Below are 19,215 nucleotides of genomic sequence, written 5' to 3'. Positions count from 1 at the left end.
CCCCCTCCTGACAAACAGAAAACTTGTCCACGCCCCTTCGCCCTGCCCCTATACTTGCCCCGCCTGCTCAAAGGGCTCCGTGGGGGACCGTCCTTTACGGGGGAGCGGGCCGGGCGTGGGCTCACGGGGGGATGGTAACGCAATCCGTCCGGGGTCCGGTGACAGGCCTCAGGGCAAACAGCTGTACCTGAGCAGTCTATCCATTCCGGGTGTGCTGTGCGGCCTCGGGTGCCGGTCAATTCGGCGTCGTGGTTATCCTGTCCTGGTTCGGAGTTCGGCTGTCCTGTCACACAAAACAGCCCGGGCGGGGCCGTCAGGCCATGCCGAAGAAACACTATTTGTCTCAAGATGCGCAGGCAGGGGCCTGACGCGTCCCGCCACTCCTGTATCTTGCAGGGGATTTCCAAACAAAACGCCGGAGGAAACCCTCGCGGCGCTTTTCGTGCTGGCTGCTTGCGCAGTGAACGGTTCAAGCCACGAGCTTGTCGACAAAGGTTTGAAGATCAATGGAGCCTTTGCGGGCATTATCGTCGAGAAAGGCGATCCGGCCATTTGCGATGTTCGCATTCATCTCCGAAATGCTCTCCGCCGATTGCTGCGACAGGCCATTTTCCTTCAAGACATCGACCCAGGCTTCCTGTGGCACCGGAACCGCCGTGATCGTACGATTGAGCGATTTGGACAGGGCGGCCGCAACGTCTTCGGCCGAGTACTGTGCCGCGCCTTTCAGTTCGATTACCCGGTGCGGGACCGATGGTGGATTGGCAAGTGCGTCGGCAATTGCACGGCCGATGTCCTGGGTAGCCACCATGTCGACCTTGAAGTCGAGCGGCAGGATCATGCTGGGAAAAATGTCTTCATGCAGAACCGCGGGCATGACGTCCTGTATGTTTTCCAGGAAATAGCCGGGCCGAATGGCCGTGAGCGGAATGGAGGCTTCGGTGAACAGTTTCTCAAGATACGCGATTGTCGCGATCGGGCCGACCTTGTCGGCATGTTGGGCGCCGACCGATGACAGAATTGCTGCATGCGGCAGCCGGGCCGCCTTGGCCGCATCCACGATCGCTTCTGCGCGTTTGCGGCTGAGGCCTAGGAAATCCTCATCGGCAAGATCCGGCGGCAGCAGGAAGTAGGCACCGCTTGCGCCGTCAAGCGCCTTGGTCATGGCGGCGGTGTCGAGCAGATCTGCAACGGCAACCTCCGCGCCCTTTGCTTTCCAGGCCTCGCCCTTTTCGGCGGTGCGCACGATCACCCGGACAGCTTGTCCCTGATCGAGCAGGGTTTGAGCAACAACGGAACCGGTGTTTCCGGTAGCACCTGAAATAACGAACATGATGTAGTCTCCTTTGGTTTGGGTCAGTTCGATGCCTGAAACCTAAGGAACCCCTTTGCATTCATCCAATGCATGTTTTATATTTTATATATGCATCAAACGAATGTAAAAAACGTCGACTTGAATCTCCTGAAGGCGCTGGACGCTCTTCTGGAAACGGAGAGCGTCAGCAAGGCGGCGGTTTTGGTGAACCTGTCGCAGCCGGCGATGAGCCGCGCCCTCAACCGGCTGCAGCATGCGCTCAAGGATCCGCTTTTGGTCCGCTCCGGCCGCGGCATGGTTCTGACGCCGCGCGCGGAGGCCCTTCGTGCTCCGGTCCGTGAAGCGCTTGCCCAGGTCTCGAGCGTGTTTACGCCCAAGGTGTTTGATCCGGCAAAGGCACAGGATCACTTTCGCATTATGGCCCCAGACTATCTGGCGCAGACCTTGCTGCCGCCCGTTTTAGGCCAGCTGGTGAATCTGGCACCGGGGGTCCAGATCGATATCGAGAACCTGTCCGCGAGTGGTGTCCAACAGATGTGCGAGGGGCATATCTCCCTCGGCTTCGGTGTTGTGAATGACGGGCCGGTGCTGGAAAACGTCGCCAGTCAGGCGCTTTTTCAGGACCGGCAGGTGTGCCTCATGCGCAAGGGGCACCCGCTTGCGGCAAAGACCCTGAGCCTTGAGGACTACGCCGGCGCCACACATGCCTTGTTGAGCATTACCGGGAAAGGCGGTGGCCGGATCGACGACATTTTGAACGAACACGGATTGAAACGGACAATCGCCCTCCGGGTCGCGCATTTCATGACAATCAGCGCCGTGATCGCCCCTACCGACCTAATCATCACAGTGCCGGAAATGCTTGCCGCTCAAGTCATGACCGAGGATCTCGAACTCGTCGCGCCACCGAAAGAACTCGGTATGCCGCACTTCTCGGTCTCGCAGATCTGGCATCAACGCTTTACCAAGGATCCCGCCCATCAGTGGCTCCGGCGGATGATCAAATCGGCCTGTTTGGTGCAGAGCTAAGCCCGATGGACACAAAGATCTGATGACGATGCAGTTCAGAACCTGACAAATGCGTCCGTTGCGTTGAACAGCCATATGCGGGCGCTATTTGTTCTTTGTGTGCGGGCGTAGACCGGCCGCTGCGGGAAATCTTCGTTTGGGAGGAGAGGCATCATGAACGTGACAGCGCCCCTTGCCTTGGCCGGAGCCATGTTTCTGACCGGTGCATTGGCTCCAATGCCGGCGATTGCGAGCACTTTGACTGCCCAGGAAATACAGGCAGAAATGCTGAACAGAACCATCGTCACTTACAAATTCGGGATGCAGGTGACGATGCGCTACAAACCCAGCGGCGTTGTTTCGGCGCGCGCGCTGCTTGGTTCAGTGGATGGGACCTGGCGTGCACGAGGCAACCAGATATGTTCAACATTTCCACGCGGTCCAGCCAAAGGGACCAGCTGCGTTAGTTTTCAGCGGCTGGGAAACAATCGGTACATCAGTTCTGAAGGTGTGCGGTTCCGTGTGGTCGATTAGTCATCCGCCGAAGGCATTTGAAACCCGAGGTCCGGGCTGAACCTGAATACCGGCCGCAATATAAGCCGAGTGCAAGCCTGCGCACTGCATTCCGCAACGTAATTAATTGTTAACCAATCCTTGTGATTTTATGAAAGCGATCCTCCAGAAGGAGGCTTCATGCTAGAATAGGCCAGGAGGCCATCATGCCATCGACGATTGAACGGCCCGTAGCGGCCCAAGTCGTGGCGCATGCGACCGAATATCCGCCCGATCGCCAAAGGCAGGAACGGGAACCGGATGAAGAGCGTGGTAAAGAGTCAAAGGCGCAGCGCCCCGAAGACCAGACCGGATCTGACACAGAGACGCCGGCGGTCCTGATTGACGATCATCATCAGGAAGATCACCGCCTCGACGGTGTGGCCGCTTACACGGCCGCAGCACAGCACGCGGCAAAAACGGCCAGCAAGCCGGTGAGCGCGCTGCCCCGTACCGAGCCCCCTGAAAAGCAAAGCGCAGAAGCCGTGCGCCATGCCTATGAAGATCATCGCGGCGAAATTGAACAGCACGAAGTGAATGTGGCCACGTAAACCAGCCTGTGGCACTCAGAACAGGCATCCGCGCGTTTCCAAGGTGCGGGCGACGGTTCTGGATGCCTAGAATGCGCAACAGATGCGCCTTTGTGCTTGAACGCCAATAAGGGCGCGCATATACCAGCGAAACTTACGCATTTTTTCGTATTTTGCGATCCTGTGTGCAGAAATCGCGAACCGCGATTTAGAAAGGTATTGCGCGTGCTCGAAACGATCATCGGACTTGCAGCCGACAATCTTTTGTCGCCAATCATTCTTTTCTTCGCCCTCGGGCTTCTGGCTTCCTTTCTGAAATCCGATCTGACCGTACCGGAGGCCGCCGCCAAGGCTCTGTCGATCTACCTGCTTTTTGCGATCGGCTACAAGGGCGGTGTAAGCGTAAGCGATCACGGTATCGACCAGACCCTGCTGCTGACGCTTGCCGCCGGTGTTGTTCTGTCCTTTGCCCTGCCGCTCATCGCATTTGCGTTGTTGAAGGTGATGACCCGGCTGAACCAGACCGATGCTGCAGCCGTTGCCGGGCACTACGGCTCGATTTCGATCGTCACATTTGTTGCGGCGACTTCCGTGCTTCAAAGCCAGGGCATGGCCAGTGAGGGCTATATGGTGGCAGTGGCGGCTGCCATGGAAGCACCGGCGATTCTGTCCGCGCTCTGGCTCGCCAGCCGGGGCGGCAACAGAAGCAGCGGAAGCGGGGAAGACAGCGACGGCCTGTTGAGAGAAATCCTGCTGAACGGCTCAATCGTTCTGCTGGTCGGGTCGTTCCTGATCGGCCTGATTACCGGCAAGGAGGGGCTTGCCGAAATCGAGAGCTTTATTGTCTCGCCTTTCAAAGGCGTCCTTTGCCTGTTTTTGCTCGATATGGGACTTGTGGCAGGGCGTGGCTTGCGCTCCAGCAGCAAGGTGCTGACACCGGGATTGATCGGGTTTGGGGTCTTGATGCCGGTCATCGGGAGTTTGTTTGGCCTGGCCGCCGCCTTGACGATTGGGCTGTCGATCGGGGGCGCCGTGTTGTTGATGACCCTGTCCGCCTCAGCGTCTTATATCGCGGTTCCGGCGGCCATGCGTGTGGCCCTGCCGGAGGCGAATCCTTCAATTTATCTGACAATGTCCCTCGGCGTGACCTTTCCGTTCAATTTGACGATCGGTATTCCGCTGTATTTATCGCTCGCAACCGCACTGGGAGGATAACCCGATATGGACACCAACACGGCGAAACGGGTCGAGATCATCATTGAAGCCCCGATGGAGGAACGTTTGACCTCTGCGCTTGAAGGGGCCGGTGTAACAGGCTTCACAGTCCTGCCGGTCCTGGGCGGCAGTGGGCGATCCGGCCGCTGGAGCCGGGAAGGTCAGATTTCGAGAGCCGGTGGTATGGTCGCCGTGATCTGCATCATCCGCGAGGAACGGCTGGATGAATTGCTGGAAGCAGCGTTCAAAGTGGTCAAACGCCACATCGGCGTCGTATCCGTGAGCGACTGCGAGGTTCTGCGTGCTGAGCGATTTTAGGCGGATTGCTCCGGAGGTATCTAGGTAATTGACCTTATCTAGGCGGTTTCTGCCAGATCTTTTAATGTGCAACGGATGCGCATTCCAAAGTCTGGAGAGGCCAATTGACGTTTCCGCCGAATTTGCTGGCCGGCTATGGCCGGTACCTGGAAAAAGGGTTCGTGCGCTATCGTCAAACGCATGAGCATCTGGCCATTTACGGCCAGCAGCCAGAGGTCATGGTCATATCCTGCTGCGATAGCCGGGTAACCCCGGAAGGGGTGTTCAATGTCGGACCGGGCGAATTGTTTGTGGTGCGCAACGTTGCCAATCTCGTTCCGCCTTTCGAGGCGACCGACGGTCAGCACGGCACAAGCGCGGCCATCGAATATGCCGTGACCGCTCTTCACGTGAAGCACATTGTTGTTTTAGGTCACGCAAAATGCGGCGGCATTTGTGCCTTCCGGGAAACCGTCAACCGGGACACGCTGGACGGCAATTTCATAGGCCGCTGGATCAAGCTGCTGGAGCCTGCAGCGATTGCCATGGCCTGCATGCCAGTTGACCGGATCGACGATCCGCAATTGGCTATGGAATATGCCGGTGTGCGGCAATCCTTGAAGAACCTCCTGACCTTCCCGTTTGTCCGCGACGCCGTCGAGGCCGGGAACCTTGATTTGCATGGCGCCTGGTTCGACATCGGGTCCGGCGAGCTGCGTACCATGGATCCGGACACGCTGCGTTTCGCGCAAGCCGGAACGGAAACGCAGCAGCCGCTGCCAGTCGTGGCCGCAGAATAGGGTGCTTCGCATGTGTGCCGATCCGAACCTTTGCAGGCGGATGGCCGTCTACAATCTTTGGATGACCGAAAAACTATATGCTGCCTCAGGCCAAATGACCGACGAGGAGCGGAAGCGGGATCAGGGCGCATTCTTCAAGTCTGTCCACTCGACCCTCAACCATATTTTGTTTGCGGATCGCGCATGGATGAGCCGGTTTACGGGACATCCATATGAGATCAAGGGCATGGGCGTTGATCTTTATGCTGATTTCGAGGCTCTTAAATCTGCTCATTTGGCAATCGCCGGTGATATTATTGCCTTCGCCGATACGCTGACGCCGGAGTGGCTGGCCCAAGACCTGGAATGGACGAACACGCGCGGTGTCACCAAGGTCCGCCCAAAATGGCTTTTGGTGATCCACATGTTCAATCATCAAACGCACCATCGGGGCCAGATTTCGACGCTTTTGACACAGGCGGGCATTGATATCGGGGTGACGGACTTGCCATTTATGCCGGATCTGGAACTGGCGGAATAGGCGCCGGTGCATCTCCGGAGTTGGGCCGGTTTCAAAGGAGATGGGCATGAACACGAGCCCAGTTTGTTTCACGCTGCTGTTCGGTTTTTGGTTTCTGGCCAGCGCGCAGGTGGTGTTTGCGCAAGGGATCGAGGGTGGCAGCTACTGTTCTGACGGAGATGGTCTGCCTGAAAAAGTCACCGTCGAATATGCTGGGCCGCCGACGGAAGACAATGAATTCATGGATCTGCGGGTCAACATTGACACGGTTGAGGCTCCGGCGATGTCATCCTTCAGCTATTTTGGCCGAACCCTGCCACCGAATGGCTTTGTTGTTGCGGTCATCCCGTCGATTGCCGAGGTTCCCGACGCCCCTGAAATCTTGCTGTTTGAAGATACAGACACTGGCAAGTGGCTGACCTATAACGGTAAAACCATGCGCGCATGCGAATGAGACTGGCGCTTAGTTCATAAACAGCAGCGCACTGCCCACGACCACCAGTGCAGCGCCCGCCCAAGCGCCGAGGGCCGGGATCTCCTTCGTGCGCCACCACAGCAGCGGCAGCATGAGAGCGGGGGTCGTTGCCGAAAGCGTCGCGATGATGCCGACTTCGCCGCCGGTCAGCGCGAACAGGATCAGCGTCATGCCGATCCCCATGCCGATCAGTCCGGACAAGGCAATGAGCGCCAATGTTCCGGCGGTCAGTTTTCCGGCCGACTTGACCCAGGCAAAGGGCAATTGGGTCAAGAGGAGGAGCCCGAGCGCTGCGACCCCGACACGGATGCTGGAGGCTGCCACCGGATCGGCGCCGGTCTCCATCACGGGCCGGGCAATCAAGGAGCCGATGGATTGCGAGAGCGCTGCGCCCAGCCCGAGCAAGACACCGGCCCAGAGCGGGCCGCGGATGCTTTCCCACTGATGCAGCTGAGAGGGGCGCTTGCCGAAGCGGATGGCGAGCAAAACGCCGGAGAAGGTGAGGGCAATCCCGAATATCTGTGCCGTCGTTAGCGTTTCCGACAGAAACAGCCAGCCCAGGATGACCGACATCGGGGCATTGAGCGAAAACAGCATTGCCGTCCGGCGCGGGCCCATGCGGTTGAGGGTCAGAAACAGCGCCGTATCGCCGAGAAAGATGCCGATAAAGCCGGACAGAACCAGCGGCATATAGTGATCCGGGCTGATCGATCCCCAACCACTTGTCAGCGCCACGTAGCCGGCCAGCATCAGGAACACCAGACCCATGCGGGTCCGGTTGAAGGCGATGGCGCCAAGATGCTGGGATGGACCGGCCGATATCAGCCCGGCAATGGCCCACAGGGATGCCGCACCGATGGCCGCAGCTTCATAAATGAACATGCCAGAAGGACCGGGAGGGGAAACGAAAAACGGGCGCCGGATGGCGCCCGCTTGGATAGTTCTTAGGCTGCTGCCTTTTTCGGGGTGATCAGACCGCGGTTCACCAGAACCTCAGCGATCTGCACCGTGTTGAGGGCCGCGCCCTTGCGCAGGTTGTCGGAGACCACCCACATGTTGAGGCCATTCTCAACCGTCGCGTCTTCGCGGATGCGGCTGATGTAAGTCGCATCTTCACCGGCAGATTCGTAGGGCGTGATGTAGCCGCCGTCTTCCTGCTTGTCGATGACGAGGCAGCCCGGTGCTTCGCGCAGGATGTTGCGGGCTTCTTCAGCCGTAATCTCGTTTTCAAACTCGATGTTGACGCTTTCTGAGTGGCCGATGAAGACCGGAACGCGCACGGCCGTGCATGTCACCTTGATCGCCGGGTCCAGCATCTTCTTGGTTTCGGCCAGCACCTTCCATTCTTCCTTGGTGTAACCGTCTTCCATGAAGCTATCGATGTGCGGGATCACGTTGAAGGCGATCCGTTTGGTGAATTTTTCCGGCTCGATCGGATCGTTCACGAAAACGGCGCGGGTCTGGTTGAACAGCTCTTCCATCGCTTCCTTGCCGCCGCCAGACACCGACTGGTAGGTGGACACGACAATGCGTTTGATCTTCGCATGATCGTGTAGCGGCTTCAGCGCGACAACCAGCTGCGCTGTAGAGCAGTTCGGATTGGCGATGATGTTCTTCTTGGTAAAGCCGGTGATGGCGTCGGCATTCACTTCCGGAACGATCAGCGGCACTTCGGAGTCGTAGCGCCATGCGGACGAGTTGTCGATGACAACGCAGCCCTTGGCGCCGATCCGCGGAGACCATTCCTTCGAAATGTCGCCGCCTGCGGACATCAGGCAGATGTCCGTGTCGGAGAAGTCATAGTTCTCCATGGTCTGGACCTTCAGCGTCTTGTCGCCGAAGGAAACCTCGGTGCCTTGCGAGCGGCGGGATGCCAGCGCGACGACTTCGTCCGCCGGAAAACCGCGCTCGGCGAGAATGTCCAGCATTTCACGGCCGACATTTCCGGTCGCGCCTGCAATTGCGATCTTGTAACCCATTTGAAATTCCTCGTCCGTCTCCCCGCTCCGCCGTTGCCCGCGCAATCGGCCTTTCGGCACCCCCCATCCCCGGGGAGTGCGGGACGAGCGGCACCGTTAAGCGGTGGTCTTTGTGGTCGTGGTTGTGCGTTTGGTTGCAGTCGACCGCACGGCGCGGGCTGCCCCACGTGAGAATGTCACGTCGGAAACGGCCTGGCTCATCAAGGTCAAAATGTCAGCGGTCAACCGCTTCATACTGCTTCGCAATCACGTTGAATTCGAGACGGCGTGTTCTTGCCCGTCAATGGGCACTTGTCAACCGTTTTGATGCGGAACCGCCGCCAATCGGACCGGTGAATGGATTTTGCGGGGGCGATGAAGCATCTCCCGCAGAGGAGCCAAACAAAACACTATATATTTCGATAATTCTTGATATATTGAAATAAGGGTTGGGCCATTGGAAGTGACAAGAGTCCCTCTGCCGCAGCAGGCCAAACCCCGTCATATTTGAATGCGGCGGGCACATGCTTTGAGACAATGAGAGTTGGGAGTGAAGCGCATGTCCGGATCAATCTACAATGTTCTTTTCCTGTGCACAGGAAACTCTGCGCGTTCCATCATGGCTGAAGCCATCATGAATCGGGAAGGTCAAGGGTGGTTCAAGGCATATTCGGCCGGTTCTTTCCCCACGGGCGAAGTCCGGCCAGAGACGCTCGAGTTGCTGGCGCGCATGAACTACAAAACCGACGACCTTCGGTCGAAAAGCTGGGACGAATTCTCAGGCCCGGATGCTCCGGAAATGGATTTCGTTTTCACCGTATGCGACCAGGCCGCAAAAGAGAGTTGCCCGGTTTGGCCCGGTCAGCCGATGTCCGCACATTGGGGAGTTGCCGACCCGGCTGCCGCCGAAGGCAACAAGGCCGAACGTGAACTCGCTTACAGCGACGCGTTCCGGATGCTGAACAACAGGATCTCGATTTTCGTTAACTTGCCAATCAAGTCGCTCGACAAGCTGTCCTTGCAGAAAAAGCTCGACGACATCGGCAAGGCAACTATGGCCGAACCGGCCGCTTGAGCTGCAAACAACCGGCCTGGCCCGGCTTCTCTTGTCGACAGGCCGGCCAAAGTCAGCAAATGCCAGGCGAGTGCCGAATTGCTGCTGATCACCGGCTGGCCGAGGGCTGCCTCGCACGCCTCAATGATGCTGAACGTGCGGAGGTTGGTGCAAGGCGTGAACACGGCCTCGATTTCAGGGGCGGCGGCAAGCTCGACAACCGCTGTCTTGACCGAGCTTCCCGTGATCCGGGCCTTGGGGTGGGTCTGATGTAGGACTGCATCAACGTGGCCGCTTCCTCTCGTCTATAAGCCGATCATAGGCAGCTCTGGCCCGGTGGGGCGGGTGAGAAACTCGGCCCCGTCCTCCCGGATTACGATGTTTTCCTCGTGCACCATCATGCGGCCCTCGGTCGTGGTGAGCCCCGGCTCGAGTGTCAGGACCATGCCGGCCTCCAGAACGGTGGTGTCGAAGGGCGCTATCGAGGGTGTCTCGGTGAGTTGCATGCCGAGCCCGTGCCCCATCCGTCCGACCTGACCGCCTTCGTCTTGAAGCACCTTTGCCATTGTTTGAAACAGATCGGCGAATGTGCGTCCGGGCCGCGCCGTCTCGAATGCGGCTTGCGTGGCCCTGACAAGTGTTGCATGGGCTCTTGCCGCGATTTCCGAAGCGGGGCCGACACTGAAATTGCGGTCGAAGTCGCAGAAATACCCGTTCAGGGTCGCGCCTGTGTCCATCATGAACACATCGCCTGTGGCCAGATGCGTCCCGTCCGGCGGAGAAATGATGTCTCCGTAGCCGTCCGGCCCGGCGCCGCCGACAAGATAGGGCACGTCATCGGCACCCCGCCGCAGCAGGTCGATCCGGAAGGCCCGGAAGGCATCTTTCAGCGTCATCCCGGCATGGATCTGTTGGGGCACCGCGTCGAACGCATCGCAGGCGATCAAACAGATCTGCCGGATCAGCGCGATCTCACGTTCTGACTTGATATGGCGAAGCGTCTGGATCAACGGCGCGGCATCGGCAAGCTCGCACCCCGCAAGGCTGTGTGTCAGCTCCTGAAAATCATTGAGCGGCAAGCGAAGCTGGCTTTCTCCGCTCATGGGCAGGCCGATGCGGGCCTTTGTTTTCAGGAGGCCGGCGAGTATCGGCAGGGCTTCGTTTTGGGGGGCGGGTGAGGCAAACGTGCGGATATCCTCGATCCAGGTCCGGGCCATCAGAGCCGCGCCGATTTCGGGGATCACCGCAATCGGTTTTCCGCTCGAGGGCACGATCAGGAACCACGGTCGCGTCGGACTTTGCCAAAAGAGCGTTCTGAACCCGGAGAAATATCTGATTTCCGGTTCTGTTGTCAGGAGCAGGGCATCCAGATTGTCGCCGGCCATCAGCCTTTGGGCTCTCTCGAGCCGGTCTGCGAACTCGCTTTCGGGAAAGTCGGGCTCAGACATCCTCTGGCCCTTCGGAAAGGTAACACAGGACCCGCGATTGCGGGGTCAAACCGAACCCCGAGAGCTGCGCGCCGCCATGCCTTAAGGCTGCAACCCCTGCTGCCCCGGAGGGTGTTGTCGCCAGATCCTTTCCGCCCAGCCAATCCGCGGTTTCCCGTGCCTCGGTATCGGAGATGGTCACAAACCCGTCCGCCTCCTTGGCCAGATACTTTAGCGCCAAATGCGAGGGCTCCTTGCAGTCCAGCCGCCCCATATTGGACACCGGGCCCGGCGCGATGACGGGTTCTCCCGCCTTGATGCTGTCAAGCAAGGCGGGTGCGGCTTTGGGCTCGACAATGATGATGCACACGTCATCACCCCAAGCGGCGCGGGCACTGGCCGCGCAGGCGGCAGCAAGCCCACCAACACCGGCCTGCAGGAAAACATGCGTCGGTGCTTGGGGAACCTGACCTACAACTTCATCGCCCATGATCAGATAGCCTTCCATCACATCATGGCCGGGCCGGGTCATGCCGGGCCATGTGCTGTCGGGCAGAAGTTCCCAGCCGTTTTCTGCGGCCTGTCGTCCGGCTTCGGCCATGCTTTCTTCATAGGTGGAGCCCGAGCGGACAACTGCCGCCCCCTTGGCCCGCAAGCGCTCCGCAAAGGCCTCGGGAACCGTGTCAGCTATGAAAACGGCGGCCTTTGCCCCGAATAGAGGGGCTCCCGCAGCGAGCGACAGGCCGTGATTGCCAGCGCTGGCGCATACATAGGTTCGTCCGCTCAGCGCATTTTCATGACTGCGTGCGGTGCCGCTTTGAACCAGCCGGTCCGCTTCTTTGGCGATGGCATAGGCGGCACCAAGGGCCTTGAAACTGCCAAGCCCCATACGGCCACGTTCGTCTTTGAGGTAGAGAGCGCCGATGCACAGCTCAGCGGCGAGGTCCGGCCGGCTTTCAAGCGGTGTCGCTGCCGCCTTCGGACAAGCTTGAAACAGAGAGCGGGGACCGGCGCCATCTGTTGCAATGCCGCCCTCGGCAAGGAGTGCGGATTTGGGAAGGCCATTGCCACGCCATGGATTTATCAAAACCGCGTCCTCACCTGCTTATTGATTGCGAGCCCCCCACAGGAACAGTCTTCGCGTCCAACAACAAGCCGAAAAACAGCCATGCGGGACAATGGCCGGGCGTGCAGGACCCTTGAGGGATGAAAGGCGTCCGGCAGATGATGCAATTCAGATTTGGAATGTCTGGAAAATTACCCGGCAAAGTTTCATGAAAACTTCAAACAACTGTCACCGAACCTCCATCGCACAGCCCTAGCGTTCCGCAGCGAAATCGTGAATTTTATCGAGATTAACGGGGATTTAGCATGAGAAGCTTGCGCAAAAAGCTCATGGTCGGCGTCAGCCTGGCCGTTGCGCTCGGCATGGGAGGCGCGGCCGCAAACGCAGCGTCTTTCTTCGAGCGGATCAACTCCTACCCGGTCTACAAGACGCTCCCGGAAGGTGCTGACCTGTCGACCGAAACGGTGGCTGAGATTATTGCCGCTTCCAAGGACGGCCGCACGCTGGCCTTCACCGACAGCCCTGGTGAAGCTATTGTCTTCGTCAATGCGACCAACCCGGTCAACATCCAGCCGATCGGCCGCGCGGATCTGGGCGGTGAGCCAACCTCCGTTGCCTTCGGTGCGCATGCCGCCTATGCCGGTGTGAACACCAGCGAAGACTTCATCAACGCCTCCGGCCATCTCGCCGTCATCGATCCAGAAACGCTGGAAGTCACCGCGAGCTGTGACGCGCAAGGCCAACCGGATGCGGTTGCTATTTCCGAGGACGGGCGTTTTGTTGCCGTTGCGATCGAAAACGAGCGCGACGAAGATCTAAACGACGGCGTGATCCCGCAAATGCCGGCCGGTCACCTTGCCGTTTTCGATCTGGATGGCGAAGGCCAGGTCACCAACTGCGACAGCGTCCGCATCGTGGACCTGACCGGCCTTGCCGAAGTTGCCGGGTCCGACCCGGAGCCGGAGTTTGTGTCCATCAACGGCAACAACGAAGCTGTTGTCGCGATGCAGGAGAACAACCACCTTGCCGTGGTCGATCTGGCGACCGGTGAGGTCACCGCGCATTTCTCCGCCGGTGCCGTGAGCGTTGACAACATCCCGGTGACGAAAGCGCGGATGAGCGACGCTTCCGGTTCGATCGCGGACGTTCCGCGTGAACCGGACGCGGTGGCCTGGATCGACAATGACCGCTTCGTGACCGCCAACGAAGGCGATTATGAAGGCGGATCCCGTGGCTTCACCATCTGGAGCAAGACCGGCGAAGTGTTGTTCGACAGTGGCGACCAGATGGAACATATCGGCATGTCGCACGGTCATTACCCGGCCAAGCGGGCGTCCAAGAAAGGCACCGAGCCCGAAGGCGTTGCAGTTGGTGAGTTTGGCGGCGAAACAATGATTTTCGTCAACTCGGAGCGCGGCAACTTCGTCACTGTCTATCGTGACACCGGCGGTGAGCCGGAGTTTGTCCAGCTGCTGCCGACCCATGTCGGCCCGGAAGGTCTTTTGACCATTCCGCAGCGCGATCTGTTTTTGGTTGCCAACGAAGTCGACGAAGACGGTGTGCGGGCCCATGTGGGTCTTTATCAGTTCGGCGCCGATGCGCCGGCCTATCCGTCCATCGTCTCGGCGATGGATCCGGAAAAGAGTGCGCCGATCGGCTGGGGCGCTCTGTCGGGCCTCGCCGCTGACCCAAACAATACCAACACCCTCTATGCGGTGAGCGACAGTTTCTACGACGAAGCGCGGATCTACACGATCGACATTTCCACTTCACCTGCCACCATCACCTCCTATGTCACCGTGACCGGTGCAGGCCAGGAGCGTCTTGACCTTGAAGGTATCGCCGTCGCATCTGATGGCGGGTTCTGGCTGGCGTCCGAAGGCCATCCGGACAATGAGCGCGGCCACCTGCTTCTGAAGGTCGGCACGGATGGTGCGGTTGAGACGGAAATCACGCTTCCGGACGAGCTCGTCGCCCAGGCCGAGCGTTTCTCCTTTGAAGGTGTCACCGAGTTCGAAATGAACGGTGAGCCGATGGTGGCCGTTGCCGTTCAGCGCGAGTGGAAGGACGATCCGAAGGGCTTCGTGAAGCTGGCGCTCTACAATCCGGCTGACGAGACCTGGGGCTTTGTCCACTATCCGCTCGATGCACCGGCCAGCCCGGCTGGCGGCTGGGTCGGCCTGTCGGAAATCGTGTCTCTCGGCGATGGCCGGTTCGCCATCCTGGAGCGTGACAACAAGGGTGGTGAAGATGCGGCGATCAAGCAGATCACCGTTGTATCCATGGATGGCGTAACACCGGCTGCTTATGGCGAAGACCTGCCGGTTCTTCAAAAGCGCATGGCGATGGATATCCTGCCGCACATGGCAGCGGCAAAGGGCTGGATCCTCGACAAGCCTGAAGGCCTGGCGATCACCGCGGACGGCCATCTGATCCTGATCACCGACAACGACGGTGTCGACGACGCGCCGGGCGAAACCCAGCTGATCAACTTGGGTCCTGCGACCCGCCTGAACTAAGTTCTGCGGCACGCCTCAAAATCGGACCCGGCGGTTTCTCCGCCGGGTTTTTTTATGTTTTGGAATGCGCCTTCGGACGGCTTTGCCAGACCGGCGCTGCCAAAAATGCCTCAACGGCTCCATCCAGATCGGCACTAACCTTCGAAAGCGCGTTGGCCGTTTTTGCCACGCGTGTTGAATCATCCTGCGCCTGACCAATCGCCGTTGTCAGGTTTGAGACGTTTTCCGAAGCGGTTGCGCTGCCTCTGGCAGCCACTGACATGGACTGGCTAATTTCGCCGGTGGCTGCGCCTTGCTGTTCAACGGCGGAAGCGATCGCGGTGGTCACGTCCTGAACGTCCTGCATGCTGTCGCCAATGGCGCGGATCGCGGCCACGGCGGTTTCAGTGGAATGCTGCACACCGGTGACTTGGGCTGAAATCTCGTCTGTAGCCCGCGCAGTCTGCGTCGACAGGTCCTTGACCTCGGCGGCCACAACAGCAAAACCGCGGCCTGCCTCTCCCGCCCGGGCAGCTTCTATCGTCGCATTCAAGGCAAGCAGGTTGGTTTTTTCCGCGATGTCTCGAATCATGCTGATCACCTCGCCGATTTTTTCTGCAGCAGCAGAAAGTTCGCTAACGTCGTGGTCGGTTTTCCGGGCAACATCGGCTGCGGACTGCGTGATTTTGAGAGCCTTGCCGGTGTGTTGGTTGATTTCGTTGACCGAAATGCGCAACTCTTCTGCCGCTGTTGCGGAAGCTTGAACACCGTCATCAGATGCTTTTGTGGCAGACAAGGCACCGTCCGCCGCTTCTGTGGCGTTCTGCGCTAAGGTGACGATTGACTTGGCGGTTTGCGACATGACACCGGTTTGACCGGTCAGGTCTTGCTGAATTGCGTGAATACGTTGCTGGAATTGCTGCACAACAGCTTCCATGTCTGCGCGACGGCGTACTTCCCTATCGGCGCGTGCCGCGCTTTCAGCCTCCATTTTTTCGCAGTAGACGGCATTTTCCTGGAATTTTATGAGCGCTCGTTCCATTTCGCCAAGCTCATCGCGCCGGGCGGTGTCCGGCAGCTGCACATCGAGCCGTCCGGCCACAAGGTGGCGTATATTTTCAATGATGGTACCAAGTGGCCGGGTGATCGAACGGGCAAGCAACATCCCTGTCGAGAGCGCAAGAATCAGCAAGACAGCTGCTGCTCCGAACATCCAAACTTTCATCTTTGCCAGCGCGGCCATGGCTTCAGTTTCAGCTTGAAGCGCAACAACGTTCCAGCGCGTGCCGAACAGGTTCAGGTCCGCTGTCATGGCTAGCATGTTCATGCCGCGCCAAGTGTTGGTATGCCAGGTAACCGTTGGCCCGGTTTCGACCGCAAGCCGGCGGGTGAGGATATCGTTCTCTTCAGTGAACCGCGAATTGTTGCGCAAAAAGCCATCCGGCCCGACGATCAAAGTCTCGCCAGTTTCTCCAAGCCCGGTCGTGCGGTCCATTAGCTCGTTGATCTTGTCAATCGGCATTTGAAAAACAAGCACCCCAATTTTTTCGCCGCCGGCAACAACGGGCCGCGAAATGAAACTGGCTGGTGCTCCATAGCTTGGCTGATAGGGGGCGAAGTCGTAGAAATGAACCTCGTTGTCAGGCCCGTTCAGTGCAGCCCGGAACGCATTTCCAAGATCGGTTTCAGCCCATGGGCCCCCAGGCATGAAGTTGGTTGCAAAATCCTCCTCCTTGAAGACCGTGTAGACGAGGTCTCCTTCCTTATTGAACAGGAAGATGTCGTAGTAGCCGCGATCAATCAGCAGCTCCCGGAACCAGGGATGGAAGGTCTGATGCACGATATCATAGGCTGGATTGTCGTTTGCGCTGTCAAGAAGGTGTTTTTCGCCAAGCGGGTGCGGATTATTGGAGATGTACGCTTTTTTGAGGGCGCTTGTCTTGTCGCCAGAAATATCCATCCATGCGACCTTAAAGGCTGTGAGAGCATCCGCGGTGAACGGTAGTTCGCTGACCAGTTTCAGGTCGGTCTTGATGGCCTCTAGATAGTCTTCCAGTTCAAAGCGGCGATTTTCAGCGACAGCTTGCAGTCTGTGCTCTGTAAGGAGGTGGATTTCCCGCGCTGCTGTGAAGTAGCTGCTGATACCGATCCCGATCCCGACCAGCATTGCGCCACATAAAATTGCGGCCGGTATTTTGAATTTGACAGAGATTGAGTTCCACATGCAGGCCTCCACACAATATGCAAAGGGTGCTTGGGTGCAATGAATCAAATATTAAATCTAAACGTGTTTTGCATAAATAATATGCAGAAATAAATCTGTATCAAGTAGTATTTATCAATATAATATTTAATGTTTGATAAAATTTACTTAGTAAAAATAGGGGCTATTTGTGTTTTTGGATGAGGTCCCATTTGTTGACAAATGGATCTTCAAACACGACGACTTTTCCGTAGTTCTCATGTCTGGGATTTTCCAGAAACTTCACACCTGCAGCTGTCATTTTCCGCATGTCAGCTTCAAAATCATGTGTTTCCAAAAACAAAAAAACACGCCCGCCTGTTTGATTGCCAATAGCAGACAGTTGCGCCTCGGCATCAGCCTTCGCCAGAAGAAGGCGCGTCTGCGCGGTTTCGTTGGGGGCGACGATGACCCAGCGTTTGGTATCAGACAGTACCGTATCCTCGATCAGAACAAAGCCCAGCTTATCTACGTAAAAGGACTTCGCAGCCTCGTAGCACGGGACAACAAGCGCTATTGCGGAGATAAACTGGACCATCACTGAGCCCGGCGATAAACGGACACGTTTTCAAAGCTTGCAACGTCCACCAAATGGACCGTTTGCGTCACTGTCAGGGTGCTGCCGTCTTCAGACAGCTCGCGGTCAGCCTTCATGATTGTCAACCCGCCGCGTCTGGCCTCAGAAACCAGGTTCCGGTCGCCCTGGAACACCAGCCGCATGGCATCCACGAGCCCGCTTTTTCCGAGTTTCACCTCCGGTCCGTCCGGTACCGCTTCGAACCGGTCATTGGTCACTTCGCCATCTGCACCGACCTGGTTCATCGTGAACACGGCCATGCCGAAGTTGTCTTCGATTTTCAAGGTCGCGCTTTTCGGTGGATCGCCTTGTTCGAATTCGCTCTCGTCCGGATCCAAAATCCAATTGCCCAGAAAGGGGCCGATCTTGTCTTCCATCGTCTTGTTGATCCCCAAACCTAAATAAAACCGGCCGCCGGCGGATACCCGCCAGCGGCCGGATGAAAATTAGTCCAATCACGCGCTCAAAGCATCCAGTTCGGCAATGATTGCTTCGCCCATCTCGGTTGTATTGACAGTTGTTTCGCCACCGGCTGCGATGTCTTTCGTGCGCAAGCCTTTATCCAGTGTGTTGGCAATGGCCTTGTCCAGCAGGTCAGCCGCCTCAACCATTTCAAACGAATACCGCAAGGCCATGCCAAAGCTTGCGATCATCGCGATCGGGTTCGCTGCACCTGTTCCGGCGATGTCAGGGGCCGAGCCATGTACCGGTTCATAAAGCGCTTTGCGTTTGCCGGTCTTCGCGTCCGGCGCGCCCAGCGAGGCAGACGGCAGCATGCCGAGCGAGCCGGTCAGCATGGCGGCCACATCGGACAGCATGTCGCCGAACAGGTTGTCTGTTACGATAACGTCGAATTGTTTCGGCCAGCGCACCAGTTGCATACCGCCGGCATCGGCCAGCATGTGCTCAAGCGTGACGTCTTCAAAGCCGTTCTTGTGGGTCTGAGTGACGACTTCGTTCCACAGAACGCCGGACTTCATGACGTTCCGTTTTTCCATGGAACACACCTTGTTGTTCCGTGTGCGGGCGAGTTCGAACGCCACCTTGGAAATGCGCTCGATTTCATAGGTGTCATACACTTGGGTATCGACGCCACGCTTTTGTCCATTGCCGAGATCAGTGATTTCTTTCGGCTCGCCGAAATAAACACCGCCGGTCAGTTCACGGACGATCAGGATATCCAGCCCTTCAATCACGTCCTTCTTCAATGAAGAGGCGTCTGCGAGCGCCGGATAACAGATCGCCGGACGCAGGTTGGCGAACAGTTCCATGTCTTTTCGCAGGCGCAGCAGACCGGCTTCGGGACGAACGTCATAGGGAACGTCGTCCCATTTGGGGCCGCCAACTGCGCCGAAAATGACGGCATCCGCTGACATTGCCTTGGCCATGTCTTCTTCGGAAATGGATTGGCCGTGCGCGTCATATGCCGAGCCGCCAACAAGCCCTTCTTCGGTCGTGAAATCCGTACCGCCATTGGCATTGAACCAGGAAATGACCTTTTTGACCTCTTCCATGATTTCCGGACCGATGCCATCACCTGGAAGAAGCAGAAGATTATGAGAAGCCATAGACGTTCCATCCCGCATGTCTTGAACAGTATGCATCGGGTTAAAGGCTCAGGCTGGGGATGACAAGCGCAATGCTGTTGCGAAGACTTCAATTGGACCCGGACGCCGGTTCAACTATTCCCCGAGGGAAGCGC

20 protein-coding genes and 1 pseudogene are annotated in these 19,215 nt (G+C 58.0%); 10 read left to right on the top strand and 11 right to left on the bottom strand.

Annotated elements, in window-relative coordinates; all coding sequences use genetic code 11:
- Nucleotides 1-469 precede the first annotated feature (469 nt).
- Nucleotides 470-1,333, bottom strand: coding sequence for an NmrA family NAD(P)-binding protein (locus JM93_RS20935; RefSeq protein ID WP_145347523.1), 864 nt, complete (start codon nucleotides 1,331-1,333; stop codon nucleotides 470-472).
- Nucleotides 1,334-1,453: 120 nt separating this feature from the next.
- Between JM93_RS20935 and JM93_RS20930 the strand changes: the two genes are divergently transcribed.
- From JM93_RS20930 to JM93_RS20895, 8 genes are all read left to right on the top strand, one after another.
- The gene (locus JM93_RS20930; RefSeq protein ID WP_170230788.1) at nucleotides 1,454-2,344 is read left to right on the top strand and encodes a LysR family transcriptional regulator; all 891 of its coding nucleotides are present in this window, start codon (nucleotides 1,454-1,456) and stop codon (nucleotides 2,342-2,344) included.
- Nucleotides 2,345-2,497: 153 nt separating this feature from the next.
- Nucleotides 2,498-2,857, top strand: coding sequence for a hypothetical protein (locus JM93_RS20925; RefSeq protein ID WP_145347519.1), 360 nt, complete (start codon nucleotides 2,498-2,500; stop codon nucleotides 2,855-2,857).
- A 185-nt stretch (nucleotides 2,858-3,042) separates the two neighbouring features.
- Complete coding sequence (locus JM93_RS20920) at nucleotides 3,043-3,426, top strand: hypothetical protein (protein ID WP_145347517.1); 384 nt, start codon at nucleotides 3,043-3,045, stop codon at nucleotides 3,424-3,426.
- Nucleotides 3,427-3,630: 204 nt separating this feature from the next.
- Nucleotides 3,631-4,620, top strand: coding sequence for a sodium-dependent bicarbonate transport family permease (locus JM93_RS20915; protein ID WP_145347515.1), 990 nt, complete (start codon nucleotides 3,631-3,633; stop codon nucleotides 4,618-4,620).
- A 6-nt stretch (nucleotides 4,621-4,626) separates the two neighbouring features.
- On the top strand, nucleotides 4,627-4,938 hold the full coding sequence (locus JM93_RS20910; protein WP_145347513.1) for a DUF3240 family protein: 312 nt from the start codon (nucleotides 4,627-4,629) through the stop codon (nucleotides 4,936-4,938).
- Nucleotides 4,939-5,042: 104 nt separating this feature from the next.
- Complete coding sequence (locus tag JM93_RS20905; RefSeq protein ID WP_145347511.1) at nucleotides 5,043-5,717, top strand: carbonic anhydrase; 675 nt, start codon at nucleotides 5,043-5,045, stop codon at nucleotides 5,715-5,717.
- A gap of 10 nt (nucleotides 5,718-5,727) precedes the next feature.
- Nucleotides 5,728-6,237: a DinB family protein gene (locus tag JM93_RS20900; protein ID WP_145347509.1), complete on the top strand. Its 510-nt coding sequence runs from the start codon at nucleotides 5,728-5,730 to the stop codon at nucleotides 6,235-6,237.
- A gap of 46 nt (nucleotides 6,238-6,283) precedes the next feature.
- A complete protein-coding gene (locus tag JM93_RS20895; protein WP_145347507.1) occupies nucleotides 6,284-6,670 on the top strand; it encodes a hypothetical protein in 387 nt (128 codons plus the stop codon).
- Between the two features lie 9 nt (nucleotides 6,671-6,679).
- Here JM93_RS20895 and JM93_RS20890 read toward each other — a convergent pair whose 3' ends face one another.
- From JM93_RS20890 to JM93_RS21830, 3 genes are all read right to left on the bottom strand, one after another.
- Nucleotides 6,680-7,573, bottom strand: a complete 894-nt coding sequence (locus tag JM93_RS20890) for a DMT family transporter (protein WP_145347505.1) — start codon at nucleotides 7,571-7,573, stop codon at nucleotides 6,680-6,682.
- Between the two features lie 62 nt (nucleotides 7,574-7,635).
- Nucleotides 7,636-8,670, bottom strand: coding sequence for an aspartate-semialdehyde dehydrogenase (locus JM93_RS20885; protein ID WP_145347503.1), 1,035 nt, complete (start codon nucleotides 8,668-8,670; stop codon nucleotides 7,636-7,638).
- A 96-nt stretch (nucleotides 8,671-8,766) separates the two neighbouring features.
- Nucleotides 8,767-8,904: a hypothetical protein gene (locus tag JM93_RS21830; RefSeq protein WP_155197338.1), complete on the bottom strand. Its 138-nt coding sequence runs from the start codon at nucleotides 8,902-8,904 to the stop codon at nucleotides 8,767-8,769.
- Between the two features lie 304 nt (nucleotides 8,905-9,208).
- On the opposite strand from JM93_RS21830, the gene JM93_RS20880 reads away from it, so the two are divergent.
- Nucleotides 9,209-9,724 (top strand): arsenate reductase ArsC, encoded by a 516-nt coding sequence (locus JM93_RS20880; protein WP_145347501.1) that lies wholly within the window; start codon nucleotides 9,209-9,211, stop codon nucleotides 9,722-9,724.
- Between the two features lie 65 nt (nucleotides 9,725-9,789).
- Here the strand turns inward: JM93_RS20880 and JM93_RS22225 are convergent.
- From JM93_RS22225 to JM93_RS20870, 3 genes and pseudogenes are all read right to left on the bottom strand, one after another.
- Nucleotides 9,790-9,888 (bottom strand): annotated as a pseudogene (locus JM93_RS22225) (maleate cis-trans isomerase family protein); the annotation flags it as partial.
- Nucleotides 9,889-10,008: 120 nt separating this feature from the next.
- Nucleotides 10,009-11,151 carry a M24 family metallopeptidase gene (locus tag JM93_RS20875; protein WP_145347499.1) on the bottom strand — a complete coding sequence of 381 codons (1,143 nt, stop codon included), beginning with the start codon at nucleotides 11,149-11,151 and terminating at the stop codon, nucleotides 10,009-10,011.
- Complete coding sequence (locus tag JM93_RS20870; protein ID WP_145347497.1) at nucleotides 11,144-12,217, bottom strand: pyridoxal-phosphate dependent enzyme; 1,074 nt, start codon at nucleotides 12,215-12,217, stop codon at nucleotides 11,144-11,146. The genes JM93_RS20875 and JM93_RS20870 overlap by 8 nt, the downstream gene beginning before the upstream one ends.
- Nucleotides 12,218-12,501: 284 nt before the next feature.
- On the opposite strand from JM93_RS20870, the gene JM93_RS20865 reads away from it, so the two are divergent.
- Nucleotides 12,502-14,715 (top strand): esterase-like activity of phytase family protein, encoded by a 2,214-nt coding sequence (locus JM93_RS20865; RefSeq protein ID WP_145347495.1) that lies wholly within the window; start codon nucleotides 12,502-12,504, stop codon nucleotides 14,713-14,715.
- 52 nt (nucleotides 14,716-14,767) lie between these two features.
- On the opposite strand, the gene JM93_RS20860 is transcribed toward JM93_RS20865, so the two are convergent.
- From JM93_RS20860 to leuB, 4 genes are all read right to left on the bottom strand, one after another.
- Nucleotides 14,768-16,918, bottom strand: a complete 2,151-nt coding sequence (locus JM93_RS20860) for a methyl-accepting chemotaxis protein (protein WP_145347493.1) — start codon at nucleotides 16,916-16,918, stop codon at nucleotides 14,768-14,770.
- Between the two features lie 163 nt (nucleotides 16,919-17,081).
- Entirely contained in the window at nucleotides 17,082-17,474 is a 393-nt protein-coding gene (locus tag JM93_RS20855; RefSeq protein WP_145347491.1) for a VOC family protein, read from the bottom strand.
- On the bottom strand, nucleotides 17,474-17,890 hold the full coding sequence (locus JM93_RS20850) for a hypothetical protein (protein ID WP_145347489.1): 417 nt from the start codon (nucleotides 17,888-17,890) through the stop codon (nucleotides 17,474-17,476). The genes JM93_RS20855 and JM93_RS20850 overlap by 1 nt, the downstream gene beginning before the upstream one ends.
- A 78-nt stretch (nucleotides 17,891-17,968) precedes the next feature.
- The gene (gene leuB, locus JM93_RS20845; RefSeq protein WP_145347487.1) at nucleotides 17,969-19,081 is read right to left on the bottom strand and encodes a 3-isopropylmalate dehydrogenase; all 1,113 of its coding nucleotides are present in this window, start codon (nucleotides 19,079-19,081) and stop codon (nucleotides 17,969-17,971) included.
- Between the last annotated feature and the right edge of the window lie 134 nt (nucleotides 19,082-19,215).

Origin of the sequence: Roseibium hamelinense (assembly GCF_007830545.1) — a bacterium.
Classification (GTDB): domain Bacteria; phylum Pseudomonadota; class Alphaproteobacteria; order Rhizobiales; family Stappiaceae; genus Roseibium; species Roseibium hamelinense.
This window is presented reverse-complemented; position numbering and strand designations above follow the sequence as displayed.